This is a genomic window from Sphingobium sp. (assembly GCF_041987595.1).
Classification (GTDB): domain Bacteria; phylum Pseudomonadota; class Alphaproteobacteria; order Sphingomonadales; family Sphingomonadaceae; genus Sphingobium.
Genome location: NZ_JBHIWJ010000018.1, coordinates 218 through 25,373, shown reverse-complemented (window position 1 = coordinate 25,373; position 25,156 = coordinate 218). Strand labels below are relative to the sequence as shown.

The following is a 25,156-nucleotide window of genomic DNA, read 5'->3' as shown; positions in this document are numbered from 1 at the left end:
GCTATATGGGCCGCCCATGAGTATTCCGTCACGCCGCACCTTTGCCATCATCTCGCACCCTGACGCGGGTAAGACCACGCTGACCGAAAAGCTGCTGCTGGAAGGCGGCGCGATTCACCTGGCGGGCGAGGTCAAGGCGCGCGGGGCGAACCGGCGCGCGCGGTCGGACTGGATGAAGATCGAGCAGCAGCGCGGCATTTCGGTGACGTCCTCGGTCATGACCTTCGAGCGGACGCGTGACGGCGAAACGATCACCTTCAACCTGCTGGACACACCGGGACACGAGGATTTCAGCGAAGACACCTATCGCACGCTGACCGCCGTGGACTCCGCCGTCATGGTGATCGACGCGGCCAAGGGGATCGAGCCGCAGACCCGAAAGCTGTTCGAGGTCTGCCGCCTGCGCAACGTGCCGATCATCACCTTCGTCAACAAGGTGGACCGCGAAGGGCGCGAAACCTTCGGCCTGCTGGATGAAGTGGCCGACCAGCTGCAGCTCGACGTCTGCCCGATGAGCTGGCCGGTCGGCATGGGCGCCGATTTCGAGGGCATCTACGATTTCGCCACCAACCAGCTGATGCAGCCGGTTGGCCCCTCCAAGGAATTTGACGGTACGCGGCATCAGTTCAGTGGGCTGGATGATCCGAAGCTGGCCGATTATCTGTCCCCCCGCGCACTGGCGAAGCTGCGCGAGGAAGCGGAGCTGGCGCAGGGCGGCTATGCCGAGTTCGACCTTGGCCGCTATCGCCATGGCGACCTGACCCCGGTCTATTTCGGGTCTGCACTGAAGCTGTTCGGCGTCACCGAACTGATCGATGCGCTGGCCGCCCACGCGCCGCCGCCCCGCGCCCAGCCTGCCGAGCCGGCGCCGATCGAGCCGGAGCAGAGCGAAGTCACCGGCTTCATTTTCAAGGTGCAGGCCAATATGGACCCGATGCACCGAGACCGCATCGCCTTCATGCGGCTGGTGTCCGGCAAGTTCCGACGCGGCATGAAGCTGACTCCGAGTGGGTCGGGCAAGGCGCTGGCCGTGCATTCGCCGATCCTCTTCTTCGCGCAGGACCGCGAACTGGCCGACGAGGCTTTCCCCGGCGACATCATCGGCATCCCCAATCATGGCGCGCTGCGCGTTGGCGATACGCTGTCCGAGAAGCCGGGACTACGCTTTACCGGCCTGCCCAATTTCGCGCCGGAAATCCTGCGCCGCGTGGCGCTGAAGGACCCGACCAAGACCAAGCAGTTGCGCAAGGCGCTGGACGATCTTTCCGAAGAGGGCGTGATTCAGGTCTTCTATCCCGAGATCGGATCGAACTGGATCGTCGGCGTCGTCGGGCAGTTGCAGCTGGAGGTGCTGATTTCGCGACTGGAAGCGGAGTATAAGGTCGCGGCCGGGCTGGAGCAGTCCCCCTTCGACACGGCGCGCTGGGTCTCCGGAGATGACGCCGCGGTCAAGGATCTGGTGTCGTTCAACGGCGCCAATATGGCCAAGGATCGCGACGGCAACCTCGTCTTCATGGCGAAGAGCGCCTGGGACATCGGCTATCAGCAGGAGCGCCATCCCAAGGTCAAGTTCAGCGCGACCAGGGAGCGTTGACGCCGATCCTCTACAGCTTCCGGCGCTGCCCCTATGCGATGCGGGCGCGCATGGCGCTGCTGGCGAGCGGACAGGCCGTGGAACTGCGCGAGATCCTGTTGCGCGACAAGCCGACGCCCATGCTGGAGGCCTCGCCCAAAGGGACGGTTCCGGTGCTGCTGCTGCCGGACGGTTCCGTGCTGGAGCAGAGTCTGGACATCATGCGCTGGGCGCTCGACCAGAATGACCCGCAACGCTGGCTGGCGGGCGAGGACAGTGCGCTTATCGCCGCCAATGACGGCCCGTTCAAAACCCATCTCGACCGCTATAAATATGCCAGCCGCCACGCGTCCGATCCGCTGGCGCATCGGAACGAGGCGACGGCATGGCTGGGCGAGCTGGAGAGCCGGCTGGAGCGTAGCCGCCATCTGACCGGCGACCGGGCGAATTTGACCGACATCGCGATCTTTCCCTTTGTCCGCCAGTTCGCCGCGACGGAGCCGGACTGGTTTGCTGGGCAACCCTTGCCGCAGGTCCGGCGCTGGCTGGGCGAGCATCTGGCGTCGGATGTCTTTGCCCGCGCCATGCTGCGTGTGAAGCCCTGGGCCGAAGGCGACGCGCCTTTGTTTCTGCGCTGATTATTTCCGCAGCAGGAACACCGCATGTTCAGCGAACAGATTGGCGTTGGCGTGGGTGGTTTCCCTGTCGCCCTTGAGGAACCACTGGCCGTCGATCGTCCAGCCGCGATCCTTCACTAATGCGCGAAAATCGTCGACCGTGACATGGTGGATGTTGAGCGTGTCATACCAGGTGTCGGGCAGCAGCCGCGTCACCGGCATGCGCCCGCCCCAGAAGAGCGACAGCCGCCCGCGCCAATGGGCGAAATTGGGGAAAGAGACGAAGGCCTGCCTGCCGATGCGCAGCAGTTCATCGACCACGCGATCCGGGCGGCGGGTGGTCTGGAGCGTCTGGCTGAGGATGGCAAAGTCGAAGCTGGCGTCGGGATAATAGATAAGGTCGGTGTCGGCGTCCCCCTGCACCACGGACAGGCCCCGGCCCACGACGGCGGCGACATTGCGGGCGTCGATCTCAAGGCCCCGGGCGTCGACCTGCTTGCTGTCGCGCAAGGCGGCCATCAGCGCCCCGTCGCCGCAGCCCACGTCAAGGACGCGAGCGCCCGGTGTCACAGTGCGCGCGATCAGTGCAAGGTCCGGGCGCAGGCTCATCCGCGGCCGCCCTTCAGGAACCCATCCACCACGCGGTTGAGTTCGGGGCATTCCAGCAGGAAGGCGTCATGACCGAAGGGGCTGGACAGTTCGACGAAGCTCGCCTGCGCGCCGCTGGCGTTGAGCGCGTGGACGATGATTCGCGATTCCGCCGTAGGATAGAGCCAGTCCGTATCGAAGCTGACGAGGCAGAAGCGCGCTTTGGAGGCGGCAAAGGCTTTGGCGAGGCTGCCGCCATGATCCTCGGCAATGTCATAATAGTCCATGGCGCGGGTGATGTAGAGATAGCTGTTGGCGTCGAAGCGCTCGACGAAGCTCAGACCCTGATGGCGCAGATAGCTTTCGACCTGAAAGTCGGCGTCGAAGCCGAAGGTCTTGGCGTCTCGACCCTGGAGGCGGCGGCCGAATTTCTCAGTCAGCCCCGCCTCGGAGAGATAGGTGATATGCGCGGCCATGCGGGCGACGGCGAGTCCCGCGCTGGGGATAGCGCCGTCGGCATAATAGTCGCCGCCGCGCCAGTGGGGATCAGCCATGATCGCCTGTCGCCCGACTTCATGAAAGGCGATGTTCTGGGCACTATGGCGGGCGGTGGACGCAATGACGACGCAGCTTTCAACCCGCTCCGGATAAAGCGTCGGCCAGGTCAGCGTCTGCATGCCGCCCATCGATCCGCCGATGACGGCCGCGATCCGATCCACGCCCAGATGGTCGAGCAGCATCGCCTGCGCGCGGACCATGTCGGCGATGGTGATGACCGGGAAGCGCATCGCATGGGGTTCGCCGGACGCCGGATCAAGGCTGGCGGGACCGCTGGAGCCCATGCAGCTGCCGATGACGTTGGCGCAGACGATGAAATGGCGGGCCGGATCGACCGGCTTGCCCTCCCCCACCAGCCGCCACCACCAGCCCGGCTTGCCGGTGACGGGATGCTCCGACGCGACATACTGGTCGCCGGTCAACGCATGGCAGATAAGGATGACATTGGAGCGATCCGCATTCATCTGCCCATAGGTTTCATAGGCGATATCGACCGGACCGAGCGAGGCGCCGCTGTCGAGGCCAAGAGGCCCGTCAAGGCGCACATGGCGGCGCAGGCCGAACCGGGTGTCATCGGAAAGGGACGCGCTGGCCATAGGGTTCCGGGCTAGGGCGGCGGCCTGACTCTGTCAATTGCCCGCCCTTTCCCCTAGATCGAGCGCATGACCGATACCGCTCCCATCCCTGTCGTCGCATTCGGGCCGCTTTATCCCTATCTGAACGGAGAGCTGGAGCGGCGCTTTGCCGTCCACCAAGTGGCGGCGGATGCCGACCTCTCCGCCCTGCCGCCGGAAGTGCGGGAAGCGCGGGCCTTGGTGAGCTTCGGTTCGGTCGGCGCGCCTGCCGCGATCATGGACGCGTTGCCGAAGCTGGAGATCATCGGGCTGTTTTCGGTGGGCTATGACAAGGTCGATATCGATCATGCGCGGACGAACGGCATCCGCGTCACCAATACGCCCGATGTGCTGACAGACGATGTGGCCGATCTGGCGGTCGGGCTGCTCTATGCGACGGTGCGCAATATAGCGGCAAATGACCGGATGGTGCGCGCAGGCGATTGGGCGAGGGGCGCAAAGCCTTCGCTTTCGGGCCGCGTGACCGGGCAGAGGATCGGGATTTTGGGCCTGGGCCGGATCGGGCAGGCCATCGCCCGGCGGCTGGAGCCGGTGGCGGGGGAAATCCTCTATCACAATCGGCGGCCGGTGATGGACAGCGACTATCGCTATGTGGCCGATCCGATCGATCTTGCGCGTCAGAGCGACGTGATCATCGTCGCGACCTCGGGCGGGCCGGAAGCGCGCAAGCTGGTCGACGCGGCGATGCTGGACGCGCTGGGGGCCGAGGGCGTGATCGTCAATATCAGCCGGGGCAGCGTGATCGACGAGGAAGCGCTGGTGGCGGCGCTGGCGGAAAAGCGGATCGCGGGCGCAGGTCTCGACGTGTTCGTGGACGAACCGCATGTGCCGGAAGCGCTGATGGCGATGGATCAAGTCGTGCTGCAACCGCATCAGGGCAGCGCGACCGTCGCCACCCGCAAGGCGATGGCCGATCTGGTGCTGGCCAATCTGGATGCCTGGGCGGCGGGTCAGCCTTTGCTCACTCCCGTCGTGTGAGACTTTGCGTTTCGCCTCGATGACGCTAAAGCGCGGCGCATGACCAAGCCTGCACCCAAAGACTGGATTCTCGGTATTTCGGCCTATGTGCCGGGTAAATCGGCGGCGGATGACGGCCGGCCGCTGGTGAAGCTGTCCGCCAATGAAAATCCGCTGGGCACCGGGGAGGCTGCGCGGGCCGCTCTGGTGGCGGCGACGGCGGACCTCGCCACCTACCCCGATCCCGGCGCCGCGAAAATGCGCGAGGCCATCGCGGCGATGCATGGCCTGGACCCGGCGCGGGTGATCTATGGCACCGGATCGGACGAGCTGCTGCACATCGCGGCGAGCGCCTATGCCGGGCCGGGGGATGAGGTTCTCTACGTCCGCTATGGCTTTTCGGTCTATGATATCGCTGCGCGGCGCGTCGGCGCAACGCCGGTCATTGCGCCGGACGCCGACTATGCGACCGATGTGGATGCGCTGCTTGCCTGCGTGACGGAGAAGACCAAGGTGGTTTTCCTCGCCAATCCCAACAATCCCACCGGCACCATGACGTCGCGGGAAGACATAGCACGGCTGCATGCAGGGTTGCGGCCCGATATCCTGTTCGTGCTGGATCAGGCCTATGCCGAATATCTGGACGCTGACGAGGATGATGGCGGGCTGGAACTGGCGAAGACCGCCGCCAACATATTCGTGACGCGCACCTTTTCCAAGATTTACGGGCTGGCGGCCGAGCGGATCGGCTGGGGCTATGCCAGTGCCGAGGTCATCGACGTGCTGCATCGCATCCGCGCGCCGTTCAATGTGACGACGGCAGGACAGGCCGCAGCGATTGCGGCGGTGAACGACACGGCCTGGGTCGAGGCCAGCCGGGCGCATAATCGCCAGTGGCGCGAGTGGCTGGCGGGCGAAGTGGCTTCGCTCTCCAACCATGGGCTGCGCGCCGTGCCGAGCAAGGCGAACTTCCTGCTCATCCTGTTCGACGGCAAGCTGACGGCAGAGGCGGCGATGAAGGGCCTGTGGGACGAAGGGTTCGCCACCCGCTGGCTGCCGGGTCAGGGCCTGCCCAACGGGCTGCGCGTCACCATCGGCACGGAGGATCAGGTGCGCAAGGTCGCGGCCAAGCTGCGCGCCATGGCGGAAGCGGCCTGATGCTGCCCTTTGCCCGCGTCACCATTATCGGGCTGGGCCTGATCGGTTCCTCTCTGGCGCGGGCGATCCGCGAGACGATGCCGACCGTGCGCGTCACCGGCTACGACGCCGACGCAGGGGTCCGGGAAATCGCGCGTGCGATCGATTTGTGCGACGATGTGACCGACACGGCGGGCGCTGCAGTGACCGACGCCGATCTGGTGGTGTTGTGCGTGCCGGTCAGGGCCATGGGCGCAGCGGCGGCGGAGATTGCCGACGATCTGCCCGCCGAGGCGATCGTCAGCGATGTGGGGTCGTGCAAGGCCGATGTGCTGGCGCAGCTGAATGGGGCTTTGCCGGGGCGGGCGATCATTCCGGCGCATCCCGTCGCAGGAACCGAGAATAGTGGGCCGGAGGCGGGCTTTGCCTCGCTGTTCAAGGGGCGCTGGTGCATCGTGACGCCACCCGCCGATGCGAATCCTGCGGCGGTCGAGCGCGTCGCCGAATTGTGGCGGCGCGTCGGGGCTGATGTCGAGACGATGGACCCGCAGCATCATGACCTGGTGCTGGCGGTGACGAGCCATTTGCCCCACCTCATCGCCTATACCATCGTCGGCACGGCCAGCGATCTGGAGGATGTGACCCAGTCGGAGGTCATCAAATATTCTGCCGGCGGTTTCCGCGACTTCACCCGCATCGCGGCGTCCGATCCGACAATGTGGCGCGACGTGTTCCTCGCCAACAAGGACGCCGTGCTGGAGATGCTCCAGCGCTTTTCGGAGGACCTGTCGGCCTTGCAGCGGGCGATCCGGTGGAACGACGGCGATACGCTGTTCAACCTGTTCGCCCGGACCCGGGCGATCCGGCGGTCGATCATTGAACAGGGGCAGGACGATCCCAAGCCCGATTTCGGGCGGTCACACTGACCGGTTCAGCGCATTGATGGCGGCGTGGACGCGGGCTTCGGCTTCATCGCGGTCAAGGCCGGGGGGCACGATTTCGCCGACCTTGTAGGTAATCGTCCCGGCGCGCTTCAGGAATTTGCCGCGGGGAGATACCCGGCCGCTATCGATCGCGATCGGCACCACCGGCAATTTGAGCAGCGAATAGATGCCCGCGAAGCCGGACCGCAGCGGCGGGCTTTCCCCATGGGGGACGCGGGTGCCTTCGGGGAAGAGGCAAACGGCGCGGCCCTGCGCAGTCGTTGCCTTGGCGGCGGTGCGCAAGGCGCGCAACGCGGTGGCGCCCGCAGTGCGTTCGATCGGGATCAGGCCGTAGCGGCGGGCGATGCCGCCCCAAAGCGGAATATCGAACAGCTCGCGCTTGGCGGCAATCGCGGGGCGATCCAGCAGGCAAAGCAGGTCGATCGTCTCGAACATCGATTCATGCTTGAGGATGTAGAGATAGGGTCCCTTCGGCAGATCCCCCTCTACCCTGATCCTCTGCCCGAGCAGCCAGCGAACGCAGAGGCGGTGAAAGCGGCTCCAGCCGGTCGCCACCGCCGGGATCGACTGGGGCACGGCCAGATTGACCGCCATCGCCGCCAGCACGAACAACAGCGAGCCGACGTAAAAGGCCAGCATGAAGGCAAGGGAGCGCAGGGCAGTCAGCATGGATGGAAAACCGTCAGATACCGATAAGAGCCGCCGCCCGGCGCAGCAAATATTTATTATATTCGCGCACCAATATCCGAAGGCTTGGGCGGCTGGGGACGGCGTCGTAGACCAGCGTGACCCGCTCCGGCAAGGCCTGCCGCAGTTCCAGCGCGGAGCGGCGCATATGCCAGTCGGTGGTGATGAGGCGCACCGTTTTGAAGTCGCGGCGTTCCAGCCAATGTGCGGTTTCGATGGCATTGGAGCGGGTGTCGATGGCTTCCCGGCCCAGGGTGATGCAACAGGTGAAGAAGCGTTCGGGCGTATTATATTGCGCGGCCAGCTCCGCCGGGCGGACCGAGCGGTCGACGCCGGAGATCAGCATCCGCTTTGCCGCGCCCTCGCGCAGCAGCGACAGGCCCCGGTCGATCCGTCCCGCCCCGCCGGTCAGCACGACGATGGCGTCGGTCTGCCGCCCGTCCAGCGGCTGCGGCAGGAAGATCGCGAACCAGGCAAAGCCCAGCATCCAGCCCAGCAGGGAGACAGCGATGAAGCGGACGATCATAGCAGCCGTCCCAGGGATCGCAGCACGGTCCAGCGCGCGGCAAGCGTCGCCAGAGCCACGCAACCCACCGGCAGCGCGGCGAGAAGGACCCAGCTGGTCCATGGCAATTGGATGGCGATGAGCAGTTCGGAGCCGGTGGCGAGCGACCTTGCGCCCAGCAGCACTATCACCAGCAACGCCAGGGTGAAACCAAGCGCGCCGCCTAACAGCGCGTCAAGGCCGATCCGGCGCTGAAACAGACGAGCGATCTGGACATCTGTCGCGCCCATCAGGTGCAGCACGTCGATGGTGCCGCGATGGCTGTCATGCGCGGCGCGGGCAGCCAGCACTACCACCGCGCCCGTCGCCAGCGTCATCAGCAGCACGATACCACCCGCCAGCCAGCCCAGTGCTGACAGAAGGCCCGCCAGCGGCGCGAGGAAGGCGGCGTGGGGCTCTATCCGAACCTTCGGCGAGACGGCGGCCAACTGACGACGCAGGCGGTCGACCTTTGCGTCGGTCTGGCCGGGCGTAAGCTCTATGTCGATCAACGCGGGAATGGGCAGGTCGCCGCTTGCCGCGTCCTGCCCGAGCCAGGGACGGATCTGGTCGGCCAGCGTGGTTGCCGGAACGGGCCTTACGGCGCGGACATAGCCGACCTTCTGCAGTGCCTGAGCGACATGGGTGCTCAGCCGGTCGCGTTGCTCGGCATTGGCCTCGACGATCTGAACCGTGGCGCGACCGGCAAGGTCCGCGCCCATCGCCTTCACCGCCGCACCCAGACCCAGCCCGGCCGAAGCAGACAGCACGGTCAGGAACATCATGATCGCAATGATCCACGGCATCGGCCCGGCCACCCTGCCCTCCGGCAGCAGGCGGTGGCGCGCAGCGGCGGCAGCGCGGCGATCCGCACCCGCCATCAGCTGGCCACCTGCGGCCTGGGCGGATAGCGCAGCGATCCGGTGGGATCGGACAGGCGGCCCCTGTCGAGCTTCATCATCTGCGCGCTTCCGACCTGCGCGATCAGCGGCAGATCGTGGGTGGCGACGACGATGGTGGTGCCCAGACGGTTGAGCGCTTCGAACAGGGTCAGCAGGCGGCGGGCCATGTCGGCGTCGACGTTGCCCGTCGGTTCGTCCGCCACCAATATTTCCGGGCGGCCGATCACGGCGCGGGCGATGGCGACGCGCTGCTGTTCCCCGCCCGACAGCGTCGCCGGGCGCGCCTGCCCCCGGTCGCCCAGCCCCACCCAGTTCAGCATTTCGCTGACCGGGGCGTCGATTTCGGCCTCCTCCATGCCTGCCACCCGCAGCGGCAGGGCGATATTGTCATAGACCGACAGATGCGGGACGAGGCGAAAATCCTGAAACACAACGCCGATGCGGCGGCGGAAACCGGGCAGGCGCCTGCGGGGCAGGGTCACCACATCCTCGCCGAACAGGCGGATGACGCCGCGGCTGGGCCGCTGGGCGAGGTAGAGAAGCTTCAGCAGCGAGGTCTTGCCCGCGCCCGACGCGCCGGTCAGGAAATAGAAGCCCCCGCTGGCTAGCGAGAAGCTGACGTCGGACAGCGTCTCGCTATCCAGACCATAGCGCAGGCCGACATTTTCGAACTGGACGATGGTCGACATGCGTGTTTTTGGCGCCTGCGCGCTCCCTGCTTCCCCGACATGTCTGCCATGGCACAGCGGACGGGCGGCCGTAAAGCCCATCCGCAACCCGATCCGGCCTGACTCCGCGAGTCGCGGCTCGACTGTTGTCATGTTGAAGCCGCTTGCCCTCGAATCCAACTCATGCCTATGAAGCGACATGATCCTGGTGTGTCCCAATTGCGCCACGCGCTATATTGTGCCGGACAGCGCCGTCGGCCCGAACGGCCGCCAGGTTCGCTGCGCCGCCTGCAAACATAGCTGGTTCCAGGAAGGAGCCGTGCTTGTCCCGCGCGAGGAAGCGCTGGCCACGGCCGGCGCGCCGGAAATGGCCGCGCCGCCGCCCCCTCCTGCCCCTCCCCCGCCACCGCCTGCGCCGCCGCCTCCTGCGCCGGTCGAGGCAGTGATGGCGCCCGTCGTGCAATCGGTCGAGCGGGAAGAGGAGCCAGCCGCCGCGCCGGTGGCCGCTGCCGCGACGCCGGATTATCGGTTCGACGACATTTATGGCCGGGCCGCGGCCGAAGCGCCCGCGCCGGACGAATGGGCGGATGCCGCCCCGGCGCCGGTCAGGCCGCGCCGCAACCGGCTGAAGATGCTGACCTATGCCGCCGTGCTTTTCTGCCTGGCGGTGGGGGCTGCGGGCGGAGCGCTCTGGTATTTCGGGACGCCGAGCTGGGCGGTCAATCTGGGGCTGGTGCCCGAAGAGGGTGACCCGGATCTGCTCTTCTACCTCTCCAAGCCGGCCGAGCGGCGCAAGCTGCCGACGGGCGAGGAATATTTCGCCTTCGGCGCACGGATCGTGAACAGCGGCAAGCAGCAACTGCCGGTGCCGCCGGTGCTGGTGCAACTGCGCGACCGTCAGAACCGGCTCGTGTTCAGCTGGACGACCAAGGCGGATCGCACCAGCCTGAAGCCGGGCGAGGAGGCCTCGATTAACGAGAGCCGGATCGACATTCCCAAAAATGCCGAGAATCTGTCGCTGACTTTTGTGCAGTGACCGTCATTCTCCGTCATTCCCGCGAAAACGGGAATGACGGTTCGCACTATGGATAGCTGACGGTCTTGGGACGTCCTTGCGGGATCGGGATAAATTCCTGATCGTCGCCGGGAATCAGCGGGAAACGCATCGCGTCCCAATCCTCGCGGGCCTGCATGATGCGGTCGGTCGAGGAAGAGACGAAATTCCACCAGACATGGCGCGGACTCTGGAAAGCCTCGCCGCCGCAGAGCATGACGCGGCCGCCATCGACGCTCATCAGCGTGGCGCGGGTGCCGGGCCGCAGGACGTAGAGCGTCTGGGGCTGGAGCAGCATTCCGTCGAGCGCCGCGTCGCCGCCGGAGACGTAGATGGCGCGCTCCTCGGCTTCCGCGTCGATCGGGATGGTGCCGCCGGGCGAAAGCTGGATATCGGCGTAAATGGTCTTCGCATAGGTAGTGACGGGGGACGTCTCGCCCCAGAGGCTGCCCATGATGACCCGCGCGCGGGCGTGGCGGCTTTCGATGATCGGCAGGCCGCCTTCGCTGACATGTTCGAAGGCCGGGTCCATTTCCTCGTCGCGGTCGGGCAGCGCCAGCCAGGTCTGGATGGCGGAAAGTTTGGAGAGCTTCGCCCGCTCCTCATTCGGCGAGCGTTCGCTGTGAACGATGCCCCGGCCCGCCGTCATCAGATTGACCGCGCCCGGATCGATCAACTGTTCCGTGCCGAGGGAATCGCGGTGAAGGAAGCTGCCCTCATACATATAGGTGACGGTGGCGAGGTTGATGTGCGGGTGCGGGCGCACGTCCACCCCCTGCCCCGGCGCGATCCGGGCAGGACCGGCCTGATCGAAGAAGATGAAGGGGCCGACCATGGTGCGCTCCTTCGCCGGGAGAGAGCGATGGACCCGGAAATCGCCCAGATCATGGGTGATGGGCGTGATGGTCTGGATGATCGGGTCGGTGGGTGTCATGCGGCGTCCAGTTCGGGATAGTGGCGGAAGATGCCTTCATCGGTGAAGGGCAAGCGCCGGTCACTCGCCAGATAGTCCTGCAATTCGGGGAGCGCCGCAACCCGCTCATGCAGGGCGTCGAGGCGCGGAAAGGAGGGCATCACCGTCGCCATGCGCAGGGGAAAGGCATGGCGCAGCCCGGCGATCAGGTGAAAAAGCGAGAGATCGGCATAGCTCCAGCGCTGCCCGGCCAGCCAGTCGCCCGGCTCGGCGCTTAGCGCATGTTCGAAATAGGTCAGGAATTTGGGAATGCGGCTGGCGCGGAAGCCCTGGGCGGCGCGCAGGGCTTCAGGCTTCTGATCCTCATAATAGAGGCCCGCACCGATCGGATGGTGCACGTCATGGGCTTCGGCCACCATGTCCATGATGGTGAGTTGCACCTGCGCGAGCCAATAGCGGGCCTTCATGCCGGTGGGGCCGCATTCATGGCGTTCGGCAAGATAGAAGAGGATGTTCGCGGTCTGCGCCACGGTCCGGCCGTCGGTGACCAGATAGGGCGGAGCGAAGGCGGGACCGGCATCGTGGCGCTCCATGTCGGCCATCAGCGCTTCGTCGCCGTCGATGCGGGCGCGGTCCCGATAGGCGATGCCGCATGCTTCCAGTGTCAGCCGGACGAATTCGCCCCGTCCGGGAATGGTGGACCAATACCAGAAATCATAGGCCATGCGCTGTTCCTCCTTGGCGACGGCGGGTCAACGCATGGCGGCGTTTACGGTCTCATGCCTCGCCCGGCGCGCGCGCCTTGATGGCGAGGGCATGGACCTTTTCGGGCAGCAGGTCGGCAAGCGCGGCATTCACCAGACGCTGGCGGGCGACCCGGCTCTGGCCGGTGAACCGATCCGAGACGATCTCTACCGTGAAATGGCTTTCGCCCGATCCGTCATGGCCCGCATGGCCGCGATGCATCTCGCTGTCGTCGGTCACGGCGAGTTGTGCGGGAGCAAGGGCGGCGCGCAGCCGGGCTTCGATTTCGGTGGCAACGGGGCCTTTTGCAACATCAGTCATGGCGCCTATATAGGCCCTTTGCCCGTAGTTGCATCAGGACAATCTTGGCCAGCGATCCCTTCTCGACCCGGCGTTTCAACCGTTTCCATGGCCGCGTGGAAAGCGACCGCCCCTGCGCGGTCCCCGGCTGCGAGGAGCCGGGCGAGTTTCGCGCACCGCCGCTCGACGGGCATGGTTCCCATCAGGAAGGCCCGCGCTGGCGCTGGCTATGCCTCGATCATGTCCGCGCCTTCAATCAGGGCTATAATTTCTTCACCGGCATGAGTCCGGAAGAAATCGCCGCCGCCCAGCGTCCCTATGCTGGATGGGAGCGGGAGACGCGGGCCTTTTCCTCCAACGCCGCCAGCCCGCCGCCTAAATGGTCGGACTTTCAGGACCCGCTCGACGCCATCGGCGCGAAGTTCCGGGATCGGGTAGCCAAGGCGCGGGCCGACGCCGTAAATCAGAATGGGCAGATGCGGCAGGACGGAAAATTCGTTTCGGGTGAGGAGCGTAAGGCTCTGTCCGTGATGGGGCTGCCGATCGATGCCGACCGCAAGGCGCTGAGACAGCGTTATACCGAACTGCTGCGGCGCTATCATCCCGACCATAATGGCGGGGACCGGACGCATGAAGCCGCGTTGCAAGGCGTAATCGAGGCCTATCAGTTGCTAAGAAAGGCGCCGGTTTTCGCTTAGCGCGGTTTTGACGTTCCCGCGCAGGGTTGTGATTACCGCGCCGCGCTGCCATAGGCGCCGGCCCCTCTTCCCCCGGAGATCCTTATGACCACCCCGCCCCGCGCCCTGGGCCTCGATTTCGGCACGACCAACAGCGTGGCGGCGCTCGCCGACGGCAGCGGGTCGGATCTCGTGGAATTTTCCGGCGCGCAGGCGAACGGCGCGGTGTTCCGATCGGCGCTCTGCTTCTGGCATGACAGTGCGGTGAAGGGCGGCATGGCGCACGAGGCCGGTCCCTGGGCCATCGCGGAATATCTGGAATTTCCCGAAGACAGCCGCTTCCTGCAATCGTTCAAGTCCGTCGCCGCCAGTCCGATCTTCGAAAGCGCCGGCGTGTTCGAGAAGCGCTTTCGCTTCGAGGAGCTGGGGCAGATGTTTCTGGGGCGGATGGTCGGTCATGCGGGCGGAATACTGGACAAGCGACCGGAGCGGATCGTGGTCGGGCGGCCGGTGGAATATGCCGGGTCGCGGCCTGATGAGGCGCTGGCCCGGCGACGCTATGACGCCATGTTTGCCGGCTTCGGCACCGAGATTCACTATGTTTACGAGCCTTTGGGCGCGGCGTTCAGCTATGCCAGCCGCCTGACAGAGGCGGCAACGATCCTCGTCGCGGACTTTGGCGGCGGCACCAGCGACTTTTCCGTCGTGCGGGTCGAGGCGCCCGGCGCCGCGCGGCGCTGCGTGCCCTTGGGATCGGCGGGCATTGGCCTCGCAGGCGATCGGTTCGACTATCGGATCATCGATCATCTGGTGCTGCCGATGCTGGGCAAGGGCGGGACCTATCAGAGCTTCGGCAAGGAGCTGGAGATTCCGCGCAGCTATTTCGCCGACTTTGCCGACTGGTCGCGGCTGGCGCTGATGCGCAACCGGCGGACGATGGAGGAGCTGGCGCGGCTGCAAAAGGCGGCGAATGACCCGGACGCCATCGGCCGCATGATAACGGTGATCGAGAAGGAACTGGGCTATCCGCTTTATGATGCGGTGGGGTCTATGAAGCGGCGCTTGTCCGAGGCGGAGAGTGCGCCCTTCCGCTTCGAGGGCGGCGGCCTTTCGATCGAGGCGGAAGTGACGCGGGCCGATTTCGAGCGCTGGATCGCGCCCGACATCGCCCAGATCGAGGCGACGGTGGACAGGGCGCTCGCCAAGGCCGGCGTCGGCCCCGAGGGCATCGATCGGGTGTTCCTGACCGGAGGCACCTCGCTGATCCCGGCGATCCGGGCGATCTTCCAGCGGCGCTTCGGCGCGGAGCATATCGCGACCGGCGGCGAGCTGACCTCCATCGCCCATGGGCTGGCGCTCATCGGACAGGAGGCCAGTTTGGCCGAATGGGCTGCTTGATCCCGGCGGCATAAGACCCCAATCTATCGACATGCCCGTCCCGCATGGTTAGGGCAGTGCCGACACGACTGCTGACAAGAGACAATAAGATGACCGACATCCCCAACGTCCAGCCCGATACCCGCGCAGAAACGCTGTTGGCCGCGCCCGACCGCGAAGTGGACGCGCGGGAGGTATTCGGCGTCGATGTCGACATGAAGATCCCGGCCTTTTCGGAGGCAGACGAACGGGTGCCCGACCTTGACCCCGCTTATGTGTTCGATCCGGACACGACCCTCGCGATCCTGGCGGGCTTTGCCTATAATCGCCGCGTGATGGTGCAGGGCTATCACGGCACCGGCAAGTCGAGCCATATCGAGCAGGTCGCCGCCCGTCTGCGCTGGCCGTGCATCCGCATCAACCTCGACGCGCATATCAGCCGTATCGATCTGGTCGGCCGCGACGCCATTGTCCTGAAAGACGGGCAGCAGGTGACGGAATTCCGCGAGGGCCTGCTTCCCTGGGCGTTGCAGCGGCCGGTCGCTCTGGTGTTCGACGAATATGATGCGGGCCGTCCGGACGTGATGTTCGTGATCCAGCGCGTGCTGGAAACCGACGGCAAAATGACGCTGCTTGACCAGAATCGGGTGATCCGGCCGAACCCCTGGTTCCGCCTGTTCGCGACCGCCAATACCGTGGGTCTGGGCGATACGACCGGCCTTTATCACGGCACCCAGCAGATCAACCAGGGGCAGATGGACCGCTGGAATCTGGTGGTGGCGCTTAACTATCTGCCCGCCGCGACCGAGGCGCAGGTGGTTCTGGCCAAGTCGGGCGAATATGATCATGAAGGCGGCCGCAAGGAGGTCGAGAACATGATCAAGGTGGCGGAACTGACCCGTCAGGGCTTCATCAACGGCGATATCTCAACCGTGATGTCGCCTCGCACCGTGATCAGCTGGGCGCAGAATGCGCTCATCTTCAAGAATATCGGCTTTGCCTTCCGCCTGTCCTTCCTCAACAAATGCGATGAGGCGGAGCGGGCGCTGGTGGCCGAATATTATCAGCGCGTGTTCGGCAAGGACCTGCCCGAAAGCGTCGCCCATCGGGTAGCGTGACATGATCGTCGTCGAACGGATCGATCCGGCGGGCGGTTCCGCCCATCGGATCAACATTCGCGGTCATGAGCTGATCGCCGACATGTCGGCGCCGGACGGCCATGATGCCGGGCCGGACCCGCACGACCTGTATGATTCGGCACTGGGCGCGTGCAAGGCGATGACCATGCTCTGGTATGCCCAGCGCAACGGCATTCCGCTCGAGGGCATCCATGTCGGCGTGATTCGCGACAATAGCGAGGAGCGCAAGGGCATCTACCGCCTGACCACGCGCATCGCCCTGAGTGGTCCGCTGAGCGAGGAGCAGCATGACAAGCTGATCGCCGTCGCCGCCAAATGCCCGGTCCACAAGCTGATGAGCGAAGTCGAAACGCAGATCGAAACGATCGCCGTGCCCTATGTGGGTGAGGGCGAGCGGCCGTGAGCGAGACGATCGCCCTCACCGGACATGCCGGGCTGCCGCTGGGCAGCGCCTTCAACCTGCGCGATTTCGGCGGCTATGCGACCGCCGACGGGCGTTGCGTGAAGCGCGGCATGCTGTATCGGTCGGGGACGATGGCGCTGCTGACCGACGGCGATGCGGCGCAGCTGCGCGCGCTGGGCATCCGGGCGATCTGCGATTTTCGCCGGGGCAATGAGCGCACCGCCGAACCGACGCGCTGGCATGGCGCGGATGTGGATTATTTCTGCCGCGACTATAGCGAAAGCAGCGGCCTGCTGGGCGAGATGCTGAAAAGCGACGACGCAACGGCGGAAGATATGCGTCGGACCATGGTCGCGCTCTATCGCGAAATTCCCGTCGATCATGCCGAATCCTACCGCGCCATGTTCGCCCGGATCGTCGAGGGACGGGTGCCGCTGCTGATCAACTGTTCGGCGGGCAAGGACCGCACCGGCGTCGGCGCAGCTCTGGTGCTGGCGTCGCTCGGCGTGCCTCGCACCACGATCGTCGAGGATTATCTGCTGACCAACGACCATGCCGATTGGGATTGGCTGTTGGCACAGCGCAATACGCTGGTGGCGCGGATGCGGTCCTCCAGGGCCGAGACGCTGAAGCCCCTGCTGGTGGCGGATGCCGCCTATCTCGATAGCCTGTTCGCCACGCTGGACGAGCGCCATGGCGGGGTCGATGGCTATCTGGAGACGCTGGGCGTGGACTCGGCGGCCCGGAACGCCATGCGCGGGATGCTGCTGAACTGATGACCGAACGTTCGCCCCTCGACGCCTTCAAGGATGTGCTGTCCGGCGCATCGCGGTCGATCGCGCGCGATGCGGAGGTGGAGGTCAGCTTCACCGCCGACACGCCGCATATGGTCGGCAAGGCGATCAAGGTGCCGACGCCCGGCCGCAACCTGCCCGCCGAACAGGTGGCGCTGGCGCGCGGCTTTGCCGATGCCAATGCGCTGAAGCTGCGGCATCATAATGCGAAGGTCCATGGGGCCGCCGCGCCGTCCGATGCGGTGGCGCGGGCGGTCTATGACGCGGTCGAGCAGGCGCGGGTCGAAGCGATCGGTTCGCGGGCGATGGAGGGTGTTCGTGCGAACCTCAACCACGCGCTGGACCTGCGGCTGAAGTCCGATCCGATCCGCCGGGCACGTTCGGCGGACGAAGTGCCCCTGTCCACGGCGCTGGCGCTCAAGGTGCGCGAGCGGCTGACCGGACAGGCCGCGCCAAAGGATGTGCTGCCGGGTCTGGCGATGGTCGACCAGTGGATCGAGGACAAGGCCGGGGCCGATCTCGATGCCCTGTCCATGGCGATCGACGACCAGCGCGCTTTTCAGAAGCTGACCTCTGCCATGCTGGAGCATCTCCAGCTGATCGACGCCGACACGCCACCGGAAACCGACGATTCCGAGCCGCAGGAAGAGGGCGAGGACGAGGAACAGCAGCAGGAAGAGGGCGACAGCGGCGAGGATCAGGCCGGCGACAGCGACGCTTTTGCCGAGGCCCGCGCCGAGGATCAGGGCGGCGATACCGAAGAAGGCGAGACCGAGTATAGCGACGAGTTCGACGCCGACAGCGAGGAAGGCGCGGACGACATGGGCGAGGAAGGCATGATGCCGGTCCGCCCGAACCGGCCGATGTCGGACCTGCCGCCCGGCTTCGACTACAAGGCCTATACCCTGCTGCATGACGAGGTCGTGACCGCCGAGGATCTGTGCGACGAGGATGAGTTGCTGCGGCTGCGCGGCTTTCTCGACCAGCAGCTGGTCAGCTTGCAGGGCGCCGTGACGAAACTCGCCAACCGATTGCAGCGGCGGCTGATGGCGCAGCAGTCGCGGTCGTGGGACTTCGATCAGGAAGAAGGGCTGCTCGACGCGGCGCGGCTGGCTCGGATCGTGATCGATCCCACACGCTCGCTGTCCTACAAGATCGAGCGGGATACCGAATTCCGCGACACCGTCGTAACGCTGCTGATCGACAATTCGGGTTCGATGCGCGGGCGGCCGATCTCCATCGCGGCGATCAGCGCCGACATCATGGCGCGCACGCTGGAGCGGTGTGGGGTCAAGACCGAAATTCTCGGTTTTACCACCCGCGCGTGGAAGGGCGGGCAGAGCCGTGAGGACTGGCTGGCGGCCGGCCGTCCCCCGATGCCGGGGCGGCTCAATGACCTGCGGCACATCGTCTACAAGAAGGCCGACGAACCGTGGCGCCGGGCGCGCAAGAATCTGGGCCTTATGATGCGCGAAGGGCTGCTCAAGGAAAATATCGACGGCGAAGCGCTGCTCTGGGCGCATAACCGGCTGATCGCCCGCCACGAGGAGCGCCGCATCCTCATGGTGATTTCCGACGGCGCGCCCGTCGACGATTCCACCCTGTCGGTGAACAGCGGCACCTATCTGGAGCGGCATTTGCGGCAGGTGATCGAATGGATCGAGAACCGCTCGCCCGTGCAACTCGTTGCCATCGGTATCGGGCATGACGTGACGCGCTATTATCGGCGCGCGGTGACCATCATGGATGCCGAACAGCTCGGCGGGACCATGGTGGAGCAGCTCGCCGGGCTGTTCGACGAAGATTAAGGACATGCGGGATTTCACCTCATGGCGGGCTGCAAATCGCGGCTTTCTGCGCTTCCGGTGCTCCCGACCCTTTAGGTCGCTGCATCGAAGCGAGGCCCGTGACTCGCTTCGAGGTTCTCGAAATCCACTATTTTCGCTCCACCCTGAGCTGAAACCCCGCATGTCCTAGAAGCCCTGCTCGTTCGGGCTTCGGCGATGGCGAAACCCGGACCTTCCCTTGAAAAGAAGATCGGCAATCTCGACCTCGTTCAAGCGCCAGCGGGCGTTTTGTGCAGGAGAGTGCAATGAGTGTCGCCTTTCGTCGCGAGAGTGACGAGGAGCATCTGGAACCCACTTTCGAAATTCCGTTGCCGTCCGGTCCCAACTGGGTGACGGCGCGGGGCCTGCGATTGACGCGGGGGAAGGTGGACGCACTGGAAGCGGTCGAGACCGAAGCCATGGCAGAGGAGGACGCCAAGAAGCACAAGCGCGAACTGCGCTATTGGCGCACCCGTCTGGCGACCGCGGAAGTCCGGCCGGTGCCGGATGGGGAGGCGGTCGCCTTTGGCAGCCGCGTGACCTATCGGCTGAATGGCAAGGAGAAGCAGATTTCGATCGTGGGCGATGATGAAGCGAACCCGACCGAAGGGCGCATCGCCTTTTCCGCACCGATCGCCCGCGCGATGATGGATGCCGAAGAGGGCGAGGCCGTCGACTTCGGTGGCAAGCCGGGGGCCCTGACGATTCTGGCGATCGACCCGATCATCGAGGAATAGGCGCACCGTTTCTCGTCTTCGCCTGGACGGAACGGATGCCGGCAAAGAAAAAGCCCTCCAGTTTCGGCCGGAGGGCTTTGATCCTGTCAGGCGTTGCGGCCGGCTTCGAAGAGGAACCAGGCGCGTTCCTCGGCCTGATCGGTCCAGTCGTCGATAATGCCTTCCGTCGCATTGTCGCCCGCTTCGGTGGCGGCCGCCTTGGCGGCGCGCAGAGCCTCGACCAGCTTCAGATTATCTTCGCGCAATTCGTTCAGCATGTCGCCGGGGCTGACATAATCAGCGTCATTGTCGGTCACCGTCTGGTGGCGCGAAATGTCGCCGATCGAGCGCAGCGTCGTATTCCCCGTCTTGCGCACCCGTTCGGCGATCAGGTCCGTCGTCGCCAAAATCTGCGTCGCCTGGTCGTCGAACATCAGATGATAGTCGCGAAAATGCGGACCCGAGACGTGCCAGTGGAAATTCTTCGTCTTGAAATAAAGCGCATAGCTGTCCGCCAGAATGCCGTTCAGCGCCTGTGCGACCGATTTGGTGGCGTTGCTACGCAGGTCCGTGGGAGTTTTGAGGTCGGGGGCTGTCATGCTTTGCTCCTGTCTGGGGATATGTTTCGCATATAGAATGATCCATCATCAATAAGGTGCCATGACAAGCCGCGAATTTCGCGTCGAAATTGTCGTTCAGTCTGATGAAGGGCGTCGATCAGGTAAGATGCAGCGCCGAAATGGCTGCTCCCATCGCCCCCAGAAGGAACAGCAGCGCGCCTGCGAGACGAATCGCGCGCAGCGGCAGGACCCTGAAAAGCTGTTCGCGCAGCAGGATCACGGGCAGCCATGCGGCGAACATGCCGATGGCGCCCCCTGTAGCGGCAAGGACCGGATCAGCGGTTCTGGCGGCGACGCCCAGGATCAGAAATTGGGCTCCATCGCCGAAGCCCAGGATGAAAAGGCCCAGCGCCGCGGTGAGGAAGGGGCCGATGCGCCAGTTGGCGAGCGGATCGGGCCGCTTGACCGGCCAGGCCATGCCGCCTGCAAGGAACAGAAGCGCCAGCGCGAGAAACAGGAGCCGGGCGTCGCTTCCCAGCATCGGCGCCAGAAAGCCGCCTGCCACGGCACCCAACGCAGCGTTGGCGGCGGCGGCGAAGGCGATGCCCGCTATCAGAGCGCCGGTCCGCTGAAACCGGGTGGACAGCGCCAGCAGGAGCCATTGCCCCTTGTCCCCCATCTCCCCCAACAGGCAACCAAGCAGCCCGATCAGCAAAGCATCCATCGGCGCCGTCAGGTCGTTCAGGCGGAAAGATGCGGGCCATATACCGCCGGTTTGGCGGCCATCGGCATCGGAATGATATCGGCCTCGGGCATTTCCGCCGCGATCGCGTCGCGCATCAGGTCGAGATAGGAGAGGACCACCGGCCCCGCCCCCTGCAGCGACAGCGCCGATTGCAGCGTCCCCGCCAGGCACTCCACCGTATCGATGTGGAAGGCCCGCGCGATATGCCTGATCTGATCGATTTCGTCGCGCAACCGGGGCACGGACACATGCCCTCGCTCCCCCGCGAGTCCATCGACCCGGCGCAGCAGATCGGCAAGAATGGCCAGTATAGGATCATGCCTCATGGAGAAGACTCCCCCCGTCTTGTGGCTCCGACTCCGATCATGCACGCAGGCGGTTAAGGCCGCGTAAAGTGTAGCATGAACCATGGATTTCCGCCACGAGCCTTGACATCAATCCGAATCTGCCCCAAGGGGCACCGCTGAAACGGGGCGGTCCCTTCCTCGATGAGATTGGGGGCCGCTTTTCTTTTTACGATATTCACGACCAGGGACTAAGGCCATGGCCAAGCCAGCAACCGTCAAGATTCGCCTCGTCAGCTCAGCTGACACCGGCTTCTTCTATGTGACCAAGAAGAACCCGCGCACCAAGACCGAGAAGCTGAGCTTCCGGAAATATGATCCCGTCGTGCGCAAGCATGTCGAGTTCAAGGAAGCCAAGATCAAGTGATCTGATGGCGGCCTCGGCCGCCTGAAGGCATTTGCGGTTCGTGGCTTTCGCCCGAACGAAGAGGCCCGTCCCCTTTGGGGAACGGGTCTTTCCTTGTCGGCTTGATGGAGTCCGGGATGGCGGTTTTGGGTGGCGCCCCCGTCCCATGTGCGGGAGGGGGCGTCGGGAAGTGCCCAGAACCGGCCACATGAAGGCCGTTCAGTTGCCGACCGGCTGGCCATCCGTGCGGCGCACCACGATGGTCGAGGATCGCGGCTGCTGACCCGATACGGGCCAGTTGCCGGTTGGATGCTGGATGTTGATGAAGAAGTTTTTGAGGTCCGGCGTATAGGCGATGCCGGTAATCTCGCAGCCGGCAGGACCAACCAGAAAACGCTTCGACAGCTTGGTCGTCTGGTCGACATGATACATGCTGTTGTTGCCGAAGGCCTGGGTCATATTGACCGCCGTGCCGTTCAGCGTGCCCGCATTTCCGGTCAGATTATGGTCGGTTTGGATCCATAAGCGGCCCTGGGGATCCATGCGCAGGCCATCGGGGCTGGAGAAATAATCGCCGTTGATATTTCCCTTGAGATTCGCTTCGGCAAGGCCGGGATTGCCCGCCAGCAGGAACAATTCCCAGGTAAAGCTGGTCGCGAGCGGCGAATCGCCATTTTCGCGGAACTTCAGGATGTGGCCGTGCAGGTTCGTGACGCGCGGATTGGGCGCATCGGTGACCCTGCGGCTGCCGTTATTGGTCAGCGTCACGAAAATGGCCTGCCTGTTGGGCGCGACCGTGATCCATTCCGGGCGATCCATCAGCGTGCCGCCCGCGACGCGCGCTGCCGACTGGGTGTTGATCAGCACATCGGCCGTCGAATTGAAGTTGACCGTGGTGGGAGCGGGCGCAGTGGCCGACTGGCTGACATTGCCCGGATCCGAAGCACCGGCGACAAGACCGTTTTGCCCCTGCACCAACGCCCGCCATTCCCCCGTGCCGTCAGCGTTGAAGCGCGCGACGTAAAGCGTGCCATAGTCGAGAAGATCGGTGTTGGCTGCGCGATTGCTGGTGGAATAGGCGCGGTCGGGAACGAACTTGTAGATGCAGCCCGGCGTCGAATCGTCACCCATGTAGAAGGCGACCCGGTTGTTGCTGTCATTGAGATAGGCCACATTTTCGTGGGAGAAGCGGCCCATGGCGGTGCGTTTGGTCGGCGCGGCCAGTTCCTGATAGGGGTCGATCTCGACCACCCAGCCGTAGGCGTTATTCGGCTGCGTCGGATCGAGATAATTGTTGGTCGTTTCCTCGCAGGTCAAATAAGTGCCCCATGGGGTCCGGCCCGAGGAGCAATTGTTGAGCGTACCGCGAATCGTCGACGGCAACAGACCCGCAGCCGGACCGCCGACGCGATAATCGGTGTTGCCGCTGTAGCGCTTGTTGAACCGCGACCCGGCCTTGACCGTAAACTTGCCGTCCGCACCCTTGGCGATTTCGACGACCGACACGCCGACGGCGGACAGAGCCATGGCCTTCTGGTCGGCCGTTGCCGTCGCGGCGTTGTAGCTGCCGCTGGCGAAGAGGATGTTATAGTCGGGCAGTTCATGGTTGATCGCCAGCAGGCCGCCATCATTGGCGTTGACCCCCGACAGCTCGAAAAATTCCATGCCGTCATGGTTGCCGCCGGCCCAGAGATTGGTCTGGGTCGCACTGCCGGGGAAGCTGCCTGGCGCGTAGGCCGTACCGACTTCAACCGAATCGCCTGCCTTCAGCAGCACGTCGACGGTGTAGCCGGCGGGGACGGTGACGGTGTCGTTGCTGTTGATCGCGACCGAGGCGAAGCTGATGGCGTAGCTGACCGACGGAGTGGGGGTCGGCGTCGGGCTGGGGGTCGGCGTGGGCGAGGCGGAATCATCGTCGCCGCAGGCCGCGAGCGCGCCCAGCATGGGCAGCATGGACAGGCCCATCAGGCCGTTTTTCAGAATTGTGCGGCGCGCCGGATTGGCTGCGACGATGGCCTCGAGGCTGTCTTCGCCCAGAGCGATTTTGGGCTGCGCATCGCGAAACGGCGCGCGCGCCTCGTCAGTCAGATGAGACATGGATGATACCCCTGTTTGCGGATCGGGCTGTCGGCGGAACACCGCGCCCTTGCGGCGGGGGCATGACAGGGATGAATGACGCCCATGCTGCACAAGCGGGACAGTCCGGTGAAAGGGGAATTACAGCCCTGTTACATAAGGCCCTTTGCATAAGGCCTTTGTCACAACAGGCCGTTCACCTGTTCGACGAAGCGGAGCACCGAAATCGGCTTGGACACATAGGCCTGCGCCCCTGCCCCTCTGATCCGCTCCTCATCGCCCTGGCCCGCATAGGCGGTGACGGCCATGACCGGCACCGATGACAATTGCGCGTCGCGCTTCAGAGAAACGATGAGGTCCAGACCGCTGATATGCGGCAGATGGATGTCCGTGATCACCAGATCAGGGTGGAACTCTCGGGCCTGGTGCAGCAGGTCGCGCCCGTCGCGCAAAGGCAGCACCTCATGCCCGTGCGCGCGCAGCAGGTCGCAAAAAAGTTTGAGATTGAGTTCGTTGTCCTCGACAACGAGCACGCGCTTTGCCACCAGTCACCCGCGTCTGAAAAAATGCGTAAATGGAAAGCGCGCCCCCTAAAGCCGCCCCCAGCTGAGATCAACCATGCGCCCCGAGATTAACCATGGCAAGCAACATAGCCCAAGCGCGGACCAAGAACCATCCGTGCTGGCGCTGATGGCGCTGGCCTGGACGCTGGCCGATGACCGTCGCGCCGACCGGCTGCTGGCGCTGACCGGGCTGGACGCCCAAACGCTGCGGGCCGGGGTGGGCGATCCGGCGATACTGGGTGCGGTGCTGGGCTTTCTGGCCGAATATGAACCCGATCTTGTCGCCTGCGCCGAAGCGATCGACAGCACGCCCCAGGCCCTGATCGCCGCGAAGGAGGCACTGCACGGATGAGCCGTCCGCTGATCATCACCGATTGCGATGAAGTGCTGCTGCACATGGTCGTGCACTTCAAGGAATGGCTCGAGACGAGCCAAGGGGTCAATTTCCACCTTAAAGGGCACAATTTTGCCGAAGCCCTGCGCTGGCAGACCAGCGGCGAATTGCTGCAACCGGTCGATATCTGGCGGATGCTGGGGCGGTTCTTCGATACCGAAATGGACAGACAGCAACCCATCAAGGGGGCGGTCGAGGCGATCAACACGCTTGCCGAAGTGGCCGATGTGGTGATCCTTACCAATCTGATCGATGAACGGCGCGACAAGCGCGCCGCCCAACTCGCAGCCATCGGCATCCATGCCGAGGTCTATACCAATCAGGGGCCCAAAGGCCCGGCCTTGCAGAAGATCATCGCCGAACATGCGCCCTCGA

General features: G+C 64.8%; 30 protein-coding genes. 16 read left to right on the top strand and 14 right to left on the bottom strand.

Annotation, left to right across the window (positions count from 1 at the left end):
• The first annotated feature begins 16 nt into the window (after positions 1 to 16).
• Together ACFC3J_RS07000 and ACFC3J_RS06995 are read left to right on the top strand one after the other, a co-directional pair.
• Positions 17 to 1,594, top strand: coding sequence for a peptide chain release factor 3 (locus ACFC3J_RS07000; RefSeq protein WP_375195481.1), 1,578 nt, complete (start codon positions 17 to 19; stop codon positions 1,592 to 1,594).
• Positions 1,591 to 2,211, top strand: coding sequence for a glutathione S-transferase (locus ACFC3J_RS06995; RefSeq protein WP_375195480.1), 621 nt, complete (start codon positions 1,591 to 1,593; stop codon positions 2,209 to 2,211). The genes ACFC3J_RS07000 and ACFC3J_RS06995 overlap by 4 nt, the downstream gene beginning before the upstream one ends.
• Here the strand turns inward: ACFC3J_RS06995 and metW are convergent, their stop codons facing one another.
• Positions 2,212 to 2,799, bottom strand: a complete 588-nt coding sequence (gene metW, locus ACFC3J_RS06990; protein ID WP_375195479.1) for a methionine biosynthesis protein MetW — start codon at positions 2,797 to 2,799, stop codon at positions 2,212 to 2,214.
• Complete coding sequence (locus ACFC3J_RS06985) at positions 2,796 to 3,932, bottom strand: homoserine O-acetyltransferase (RefSeq protein WP_375195478.1); 1,137 nt, start codon at positions 3,930 to 3,932, stop codon at positions 2,796 to 2,798. Before ACFC3J_RS06985 ends, metW begins: the two co-directional genes overlap by 4 nt.
• A 66-nt stretch (positions 3,933 to 3,998) precedes the next feature.
• Between ACFC3J_RS06985 and ACFC3J_RS06980 the strand changes: the two genes are divergently transcribed.
• The 3 genes from ACFC3J_RS06980 to ACFC3J_RS06970 are packed head-to-tail and all read left to right on the top strand — an operon-like array spanning position 3,999 to position 6,991.
• Positions 3,999 to 4,949, top strand: coding sequence for a 2-hydroxyacid dehydrogenase (locus tag ACFC3J_RS06980; RefSeq protein ID WP_375195477.1), 951 nt, complete (start codon positions 3,999 to 4,001; stop codon positions 4,947 to 4,949).
• A 39-nt stretch (positions 4,950 to 4,988) separates the two neighbouring features.
• Positions 4,989 to 6,086: a histidinol-phosphate transaminase gene (gene hisC / locus ACFC3J_RS06975; RefSeq protein ID WP_375195476.1), complete on the top strand. Its 1,098-nt coding sequence runs from the start codon at positions 4,989 to 4,991 to the stop codon at positions 6,084 to 6,086.
• A complete protein-coding gene (locus tag ACFC3J_RS06970) occupies positions 6,086 to 6,991 on the top strand; it encodes a prephenate/arogenate dehydrogenase family protein (RefSeq protein WP_375195475.1) in 906 nt (301 codons plus the stop codon). Before hisC ends, ACFC3J_RS06970 begins: the two co-directional genes overlap by 1 nt.
• On the opposite strand, the gene ACFC3J_RS06965 is transcribed toward ACFC3J_RS06970, so the two are convergent.
• The 4 genes from ACFC3J_RS06965 to ftsE are packed head-to-tail and all read right to left on the bottom strand — an operon-like array spanning position 6,983 to position 9,831.
• The gene (locus ACFC3J_RS06965; protein WP_375195474.1) at positions 6,983 to 7,678 is read right to left on the bottom strand and encodes a lysophospholipid acyltransferase family protein; all 696 of its coding nucleotides are present in this window, start codon (positions 7,676 to 7,678) and stop codon (positions 6,983 to 6,985) included. The genes ACFC3J_RS06970 and ACFC3J_RS06965 overlap by 9 nt on opposite strands.
• Before the next feature lie 13 nt (positions 7,679 to 7,691).
• The gene (locus ACFC3J_RS06960; protein ID WP_375195473.1) at positions 7,692 to 8,222 is read right to left on the bottom strand and encodes a YdcF family protein; all 531 of its coding nucleotides are present in this window, start codon (positions 8,220 to 8,222) and stop codon (positions 7,692 to 7,694) included.
• On the bottom strand, positions 8,219 to 9,121 hold the full coding sequence (locus ACFC3J_RS06955; RefSeq protein WP_375195472.1) for a cell division protein FtsX: 903 nt from the start codon (positions 9,119 to 9,121) through the stop codon (positions 8,219 to 8,221). Before ACFC3J_RS06955 ends, ACFC3J_RS06960 begins: the two co-directional genes overlap by 4 nt.
• Positions 9,121 to 9,831 (bottom strand): cell division ATP-binding protein FtsE, encoded by a 711-nt coding sequence (gene ftsE / locus ACFC3J_RS06950; protein ID WP_375195471.1) that lies wholly within the window; start codon positions 9,829 to 9,831, stop codon positions 9,121 to 9,123. Before ftsE ends, ACFC3J_RS06955 begins: the two co-directional genes overlap by 1 nt.
• Positions 9,832 to 10,009: 178 nt before the next feature.
• Between ftsE and ACFC3J_RS06945 the strand changes: the two genes are divergently transcribed.
• A complete protein-coding gene (locus ACFC3J_RS06945) occupies positions 10,010 to 10,846 on the top strand; it encodes an MJ0042-type zinc finger domain-containing protein (RefSeq protein ID WP_375195470.1) in 837 nt (278 codons plus the stop codon).
• A 46-nt stretch (positions 10,847 to 10,892) separates the two neighbouring features.
• Here ACFC3J_RS06945 and ACFC3J_RS06940 read toward each other — a convergent pair whose 3' ends face one another.
• From ACFC3J_RS06940 to ACFC3J_RS06930, 3 genes are read right to left on the bottom strand one after another with little or no spacing between them, the layout of a single operon-like run.
• Complete coding sequence (locus ACFC3J_RS06940) at positions 10,893 to 11,798, bottom strand: pirin family protein (RefSeq protein WP_375195469.1); 906 nt, start codon at positions 11,796 to 11,798, stop codon at positions 10,893 to 10,895.
• On the bottom strand, positions 11,795 to 12,502 hold the full coding sequence (locus ACFC3J_RS06935; RefSeq protein WP_375195468.1) for a glutathione S-transferase: 708 nt from the start codon (positions 12,500 to 12,502) through the stop codon (positions 11,795 to 11,797). Before ACFC3J_RS06935 ends, ACFC3J_RS06940 begins: the two co-directional genes overlap by 4 nt.
• Positions 12,503 to 12,554: 52 nt before the next feature.
• Positions 12,555 to 12,842 carry a BolA family protein gene (locus ACFC3J_RS06930; protein WP_375195467.1) on the bottom strand — a complete coding sequence of 96 codons (288 nt, stop codon included), beginning with the start codon at positions 12,840 to 12,842 and terminating at the stop codon, positions 12,555 to 12,557.
• A 44-nt stretch (positions 12,843 to 12,886) separates the two neighbouring features.
• Between ACFC3J_RS06930 and ACFC3J_RS06925 the strand changes: the two genes are divergently transcribed.
• From ACFC3J_RS06925 to ACFC3J_RS06895, 7 genes are all read left to right on the top strand, one after another.
• Positions 12,887 to 13,519, top strand: coding sequence for a J domain-containing protein (locus tag ACFC3J_RS06925; protein ID WP_375195466.1), 633 nt, complete (start codon positions 12,887 to 12,889; stop codon positions 13,517 to 13,519).
• 84 nt (positions 13,520 to 13,603) lie between these two features.
• Positions 13,604 to 14,896: an Hsp70 family protein gene (locus ACFC3J_RS06920; protein ID WP_375195465.1), complete on the top strand. Its 1,293-nt coding sequence runs from the start codon at positions 13,604 to 13,606 to the stop codon at positions 14,894 to 14,896.
• A gap of 89 nt (positions 14,897 to 14,985) precedes the next feature.
• Positions 14,986 to 15,993 (top strand): cobaltochelatase subunit CobS, encoded by a 1,008-nt coding sequence (gene cobS / locus ACFC3J_RS06915; RefSeq protein ID WP_192670008.1) that lies wholly within the window; start codon positions 14,986 to 14,988, stop codon positions 15,991 to 15,993.
• A 1-nt stretch (position 15,994) separates the two neighbouring features.
• Complete coding sequence (locus ACFC3J_RS06910; protein WP_375195464.1) at positions 15,995 to 16,417, top strand: OsmC family protein; 423 nt, start codon at positions 15,995 to 15,997, stop codon at positions 16,415 to 16,417.
• Positions 16,414 to 17,193 carry a tyrosine-protein phosphatase gene (locus tag ACFC3J_RS06905; protein ID WP_375195463.1) on the top strand — a complete coding sequence of 260 codons (780 nt, stop codon included), beginning with the start codon at positions 16,414 to 16,416 and terminating at the stop codon, positions 17,191 to 17,193. Before ACFC3J_RS06910 ends, ACFC3J_RS06905 begins: the two co-directional genes overlap by 4 nt.
• On the top strand, positions 17,193 to 19,019 hold the full coding sequence (gene cobT, locus ACFC3J_RS06900) for a cobaltochelatase subunit CobT (protein WP_375195462.1): 1,827 nt from the start codon (positions 17,193 to 17,195) through the stop codon (positions 19,017 to 19,019). The genes ACFC3J_RS06905 and cobT overlap by 1 nt, the downstream gene beginning before the upstream one ends.
• 284 nt (positions 19,020 to 19,303) lie before the next feature.
• Complete coding sequence (locus ACFC3J_RS06895) at positions 19,304 to 19,774, top strand: GreA/GreB family elongation factor (RefSeq protein WP_375195461.1); 471 nt, start codon at positions 19,304 to 19,306, stop codon at positions 19,772 to 19,774.
• 86 nt (positions 19,775 to 19,860) lie between these two features.
• On the opposite strand, the gene ACFC3J_RS06890 is transcribed toward ACFC3J_RS06895, so the two are convergent.
• The 3 genes from ACFC3J_RS06890 to ACFC3J_RS06880 form a co-directional block, all read right to left on the bottom strand.
• Positions 19,861 to 20,352, bottom strand: a complete 492-nt coding sequence (locus tag ACFC3J_RS06890) for a Dps family protein (RefSeq protein ID WP_375195460.1) — start codon at positions 20,350 to 20,352, stop codon at positions 19,861 to 19,863.
• A gap of 118 nt (positions 20,353 to 20,470) precedes the next feature.
• Positions 20,471 to 21,037, bottom strand: a complete 567-nt coding sequence (locus ACFC3J_RS06885) for a TMEM165/GDT1 family protein (RefSeq protein WP_375195459.1) — start codon at positions 21,035 to 21,037, stop codon at positions 20,471 to 20,473.
• A gap of 17 nt (positions 21,038 to 21,054) precedes the next feature.
• On the bottom strand, positions 21,055 to 21,384 hold the full coding sequence (locus ACFC3J_RS06880) for a hypothetical protein (RefSeq protein ID WP_375195458.1): 330 nt from the start codon (positions 21,382 to 21,384) through the stop codon (positions 21,055 to 21,057).
• Between the two features lie 217 nt (positions 21,385 to 21,601).
• Here ACFC3J_RS06880 and rpmG point away from each other — a divergent pair, with 217 nt between their 5' ends.
• Positions 21,602 to 21,769 (top strand): 50S ribosomal protein L33, encoded by a 168-nt coding sequence (gene rpmG / locus ACFC3J_RS06875; protein WP_007687342.1) that lies wholly within the window; start codon positions 21,602 to 21,604, stop codon positions 21,767 to 21,769.
• Between the two features lie 198 nt (positions 21,770 to 21,967).
• Here rpmG and ACFC3J_RS06870 read toward each other — a convergent pair whose 3' ends face one another.
• Positions 21,968 to 23,845 (bottom strand): PhoX family phosphatase, encoded by a 1,878-nt coding sequence (locus ACFC3J_RS06870; RefSeq protein WP_375195457.1) that lies wholly within the window; start codon positions 23,843 to 23,845, stop codon positions 21,968 to 21,970.
• Between the two features lie 161 nt (positions 23,846 to 24,006).
• Positions 24,007 to 24,369 carry a response regulator gene (locus ACFC3J_RS06865; RefSeq protein ID WP_375195456.1) on the bottom strand — a complete coding sequence of 121 codons (363 nt, stop codon included), beginning with the start codon at positions 24,367 to 24,369 and terminating at the stop codon, positions 24,007 to 24,009.
• Between the two features lie 73 nt (positions 24,370 to 24,442).
• On the opposite strand from ACFC3J_RS06865, the gene ACFC3J_RS06860 reads away from it, so the two are divergent.
• A complete protein-coding gene (locus ACFC3J_RS06860) occupies positions 24,443 to 24,739 on the top strand; it encodes a DUF3572 domain-containing protein (protein WP_375195455.1) in 297 nt (98 codons plus the stop codon).
• Positions 24,736 to 25,156, top strand: a 421-nt coding sequence (locus tag ACFC3J_RS06855) for an HAD family hydrolase (protein WP_375195454.1), incomplete at its 3' end; no start/stop codon positions are given. The genes ACFC3J_RS06860 and ACFC3J_RS06855, both read left to right, overlap by 4 nt.

Bases quoted from the DNA above. Each gene is read 5' to 3' on its own strand.
- ACFC3J_RS06940 (WP_375195469.1), bottom strand. From the start codon at position 11,798: ATGACACCCACCGACCCGATCATCCAGACCATCACGCCCATCACCCAT.
- ACFC3J_RS06885 (WP_375195459.1), bottom strand. From the start codon at position 21,037: ATGGATGCTTTGCTGATCGGGCTGCTTGGTTGCCTGTTGGGGGAGATG.
- cobT (WP_375195462.1), top strand. From the start codon at position 17,193: ATGACCGAACGTTCGCCCCTCGACGCCTTCAAGGATGTGCTGTCCGGC.
- ACFC3J_RS06880 (WP_375195458.1), bottom strand. From the start codon at position 21,384: ATGAGGCATGATCCTATACTGGCCATTCTTGCCGATCTGCTGCGCCGG.
- ACFC3J_RS06955 (WP_375195472.1), bottom strand. From the start codon at position 9,121: ATGGCGGGTGCGGATCGCCGCGCTGCCGCCGCTGCGCGCCACCGCCTG.
- ACFC3J_RS06860 (WP_375195455.1), top strand. From the start codon at position 24,443: ATGCGCCCCGAGATTAACCATGGCAAGCAACATAGCCCAAGCGCGGAC.
- rpmG (WP_007687342.1), top strand. From the start codon at position 21,602: ATGGCCAAGCCAGCAACCGTCAAGATTCGCCTCGTCAGCTCAGCTGAC.
- ftsE (WP_375195471.1), bottom strand. From the start codon at position 9,831: ATGTCGACCATCGTCCAGTTCGAAAATGTCGGCCTGCGCTATGGTCTG.
- ACFC3J_RS06895 (WP_375195461.1), top strand. From the start codon at position 19,304: ATGAGTGTCGCCTTTCGTCGCGAGAGTGACGAGGAGCATCTGGAACCC.
- ACFC3J_RS06945 (WP_375195470.1), top strand. From the start codon at position 10,010: ATGATCCTGGTGTGTCCCAATTGCGCCACGCGCTATATTGTGCCGGAC.
- ACFC3J_RS06890 (WP_375195460.1), bottom strand. From the start codon at position 20,352: ATGACAGCCCCCGACCTCAAAACTCCCACGGACCTGCGTAGCAACGCC.
- ACFC3J_RS06985 (WP_375195478.1), bottom strand. From the start codon at position 3,932: ATGGCCAGCGCGTCCCTTTCCGATGACACCCGGTTCGGCCTGCGCCGC.
- hisC (WP_375195476.1), top strand. From the start codon at position 4,989: ATGACCAAGCCTGCACCCAAAGACTGGATTCTCGGTATTTCGGCCTAT.
- ACFC3J_RS06930 (WP_375195467.1), bottom strand. From the start codon at position 12,842: ATGACTGATGTTGCAAAAGGCCCCGTTGCCACCGAAATCGAAGCCCGG.
- ACFC3J_RS06870 (WP_375195457.1), bottom strand. From the start codon at position 23,845: ATGTCTCATCTGACTGACGAGGCGCGCGCGCCGTTTCGCGATGCGCAG.
- ACFC3J_RS06970 (WP_375195475.1), top strand. From the start codon at position 6,086: ATGCTGCCCTTTGCCCGCGTCACCATTATCGGGCTGGGCCTGATCGGT.
- ACFC3J_RS06910 (WP_375195464.1), top strand. From the start codon at position 15,995: ATGATCGTCGTCGAACGGATCGATCCGGCGGGCGGTTCCGCCCATCGG.
- ACFC3J_RS06965 (WP_375195474.1), bottom strand. From the start codon at position 7,678: ATGCTGACTGCCCTGCGCTCCCTTGCCTTCATGCTGGCCTTTTACGTC.
- ACFC3J_RS06920 (WP_375195465.1), top strand. From the start codon at position 13,604: ATGACCACCCCGCCCCGCGCCCTGGGCCTCGATTTCGGCACGACCAAC.
- ACFC3J_RS07000 (WP_375195481.1), top strand. From the start codon at position 17: ATGAGTATTCCGTCACGCCGCACCTTTGCCATCATCTCGCACCCTGAC.
- cobS (WP_192670008.1), top strand. From the start codon at position 14,986: ATGACCGACATCCCCAACGTCCAGCCCGATACCCGCGCAGAAACGCTG.
- ACFC3J_RS06960 (WP_375195473.1), bottom strand. From the start codon at position 8,222: ATGATCGTCCGCTTCATCGCTGTCTCCCTGCTGGGCTGGATGCTGGGC.
- ACFC3J_RS06980 (WP_375195477.1), top strand. From the start codon at position 3,999: ATGACCGATACCGCTCCCATCCCTGTCGTCGCATTCGGGCCGCTTTAT.
- metW (WP_375195479.1), bottom strand. From the start codon at position 2,799: ATGAGCCTGCGCCCGGACCTTGCACTGATCGCGCGCACTGTGACACCG.
- ACFC3J_RS06935 (WP_375195468.1), bottom strand. From the start codon at position 12,502: ATGGCCTATGATTTCTGGTATTGGTCCACCATTCCCGGACGGGGCGAA.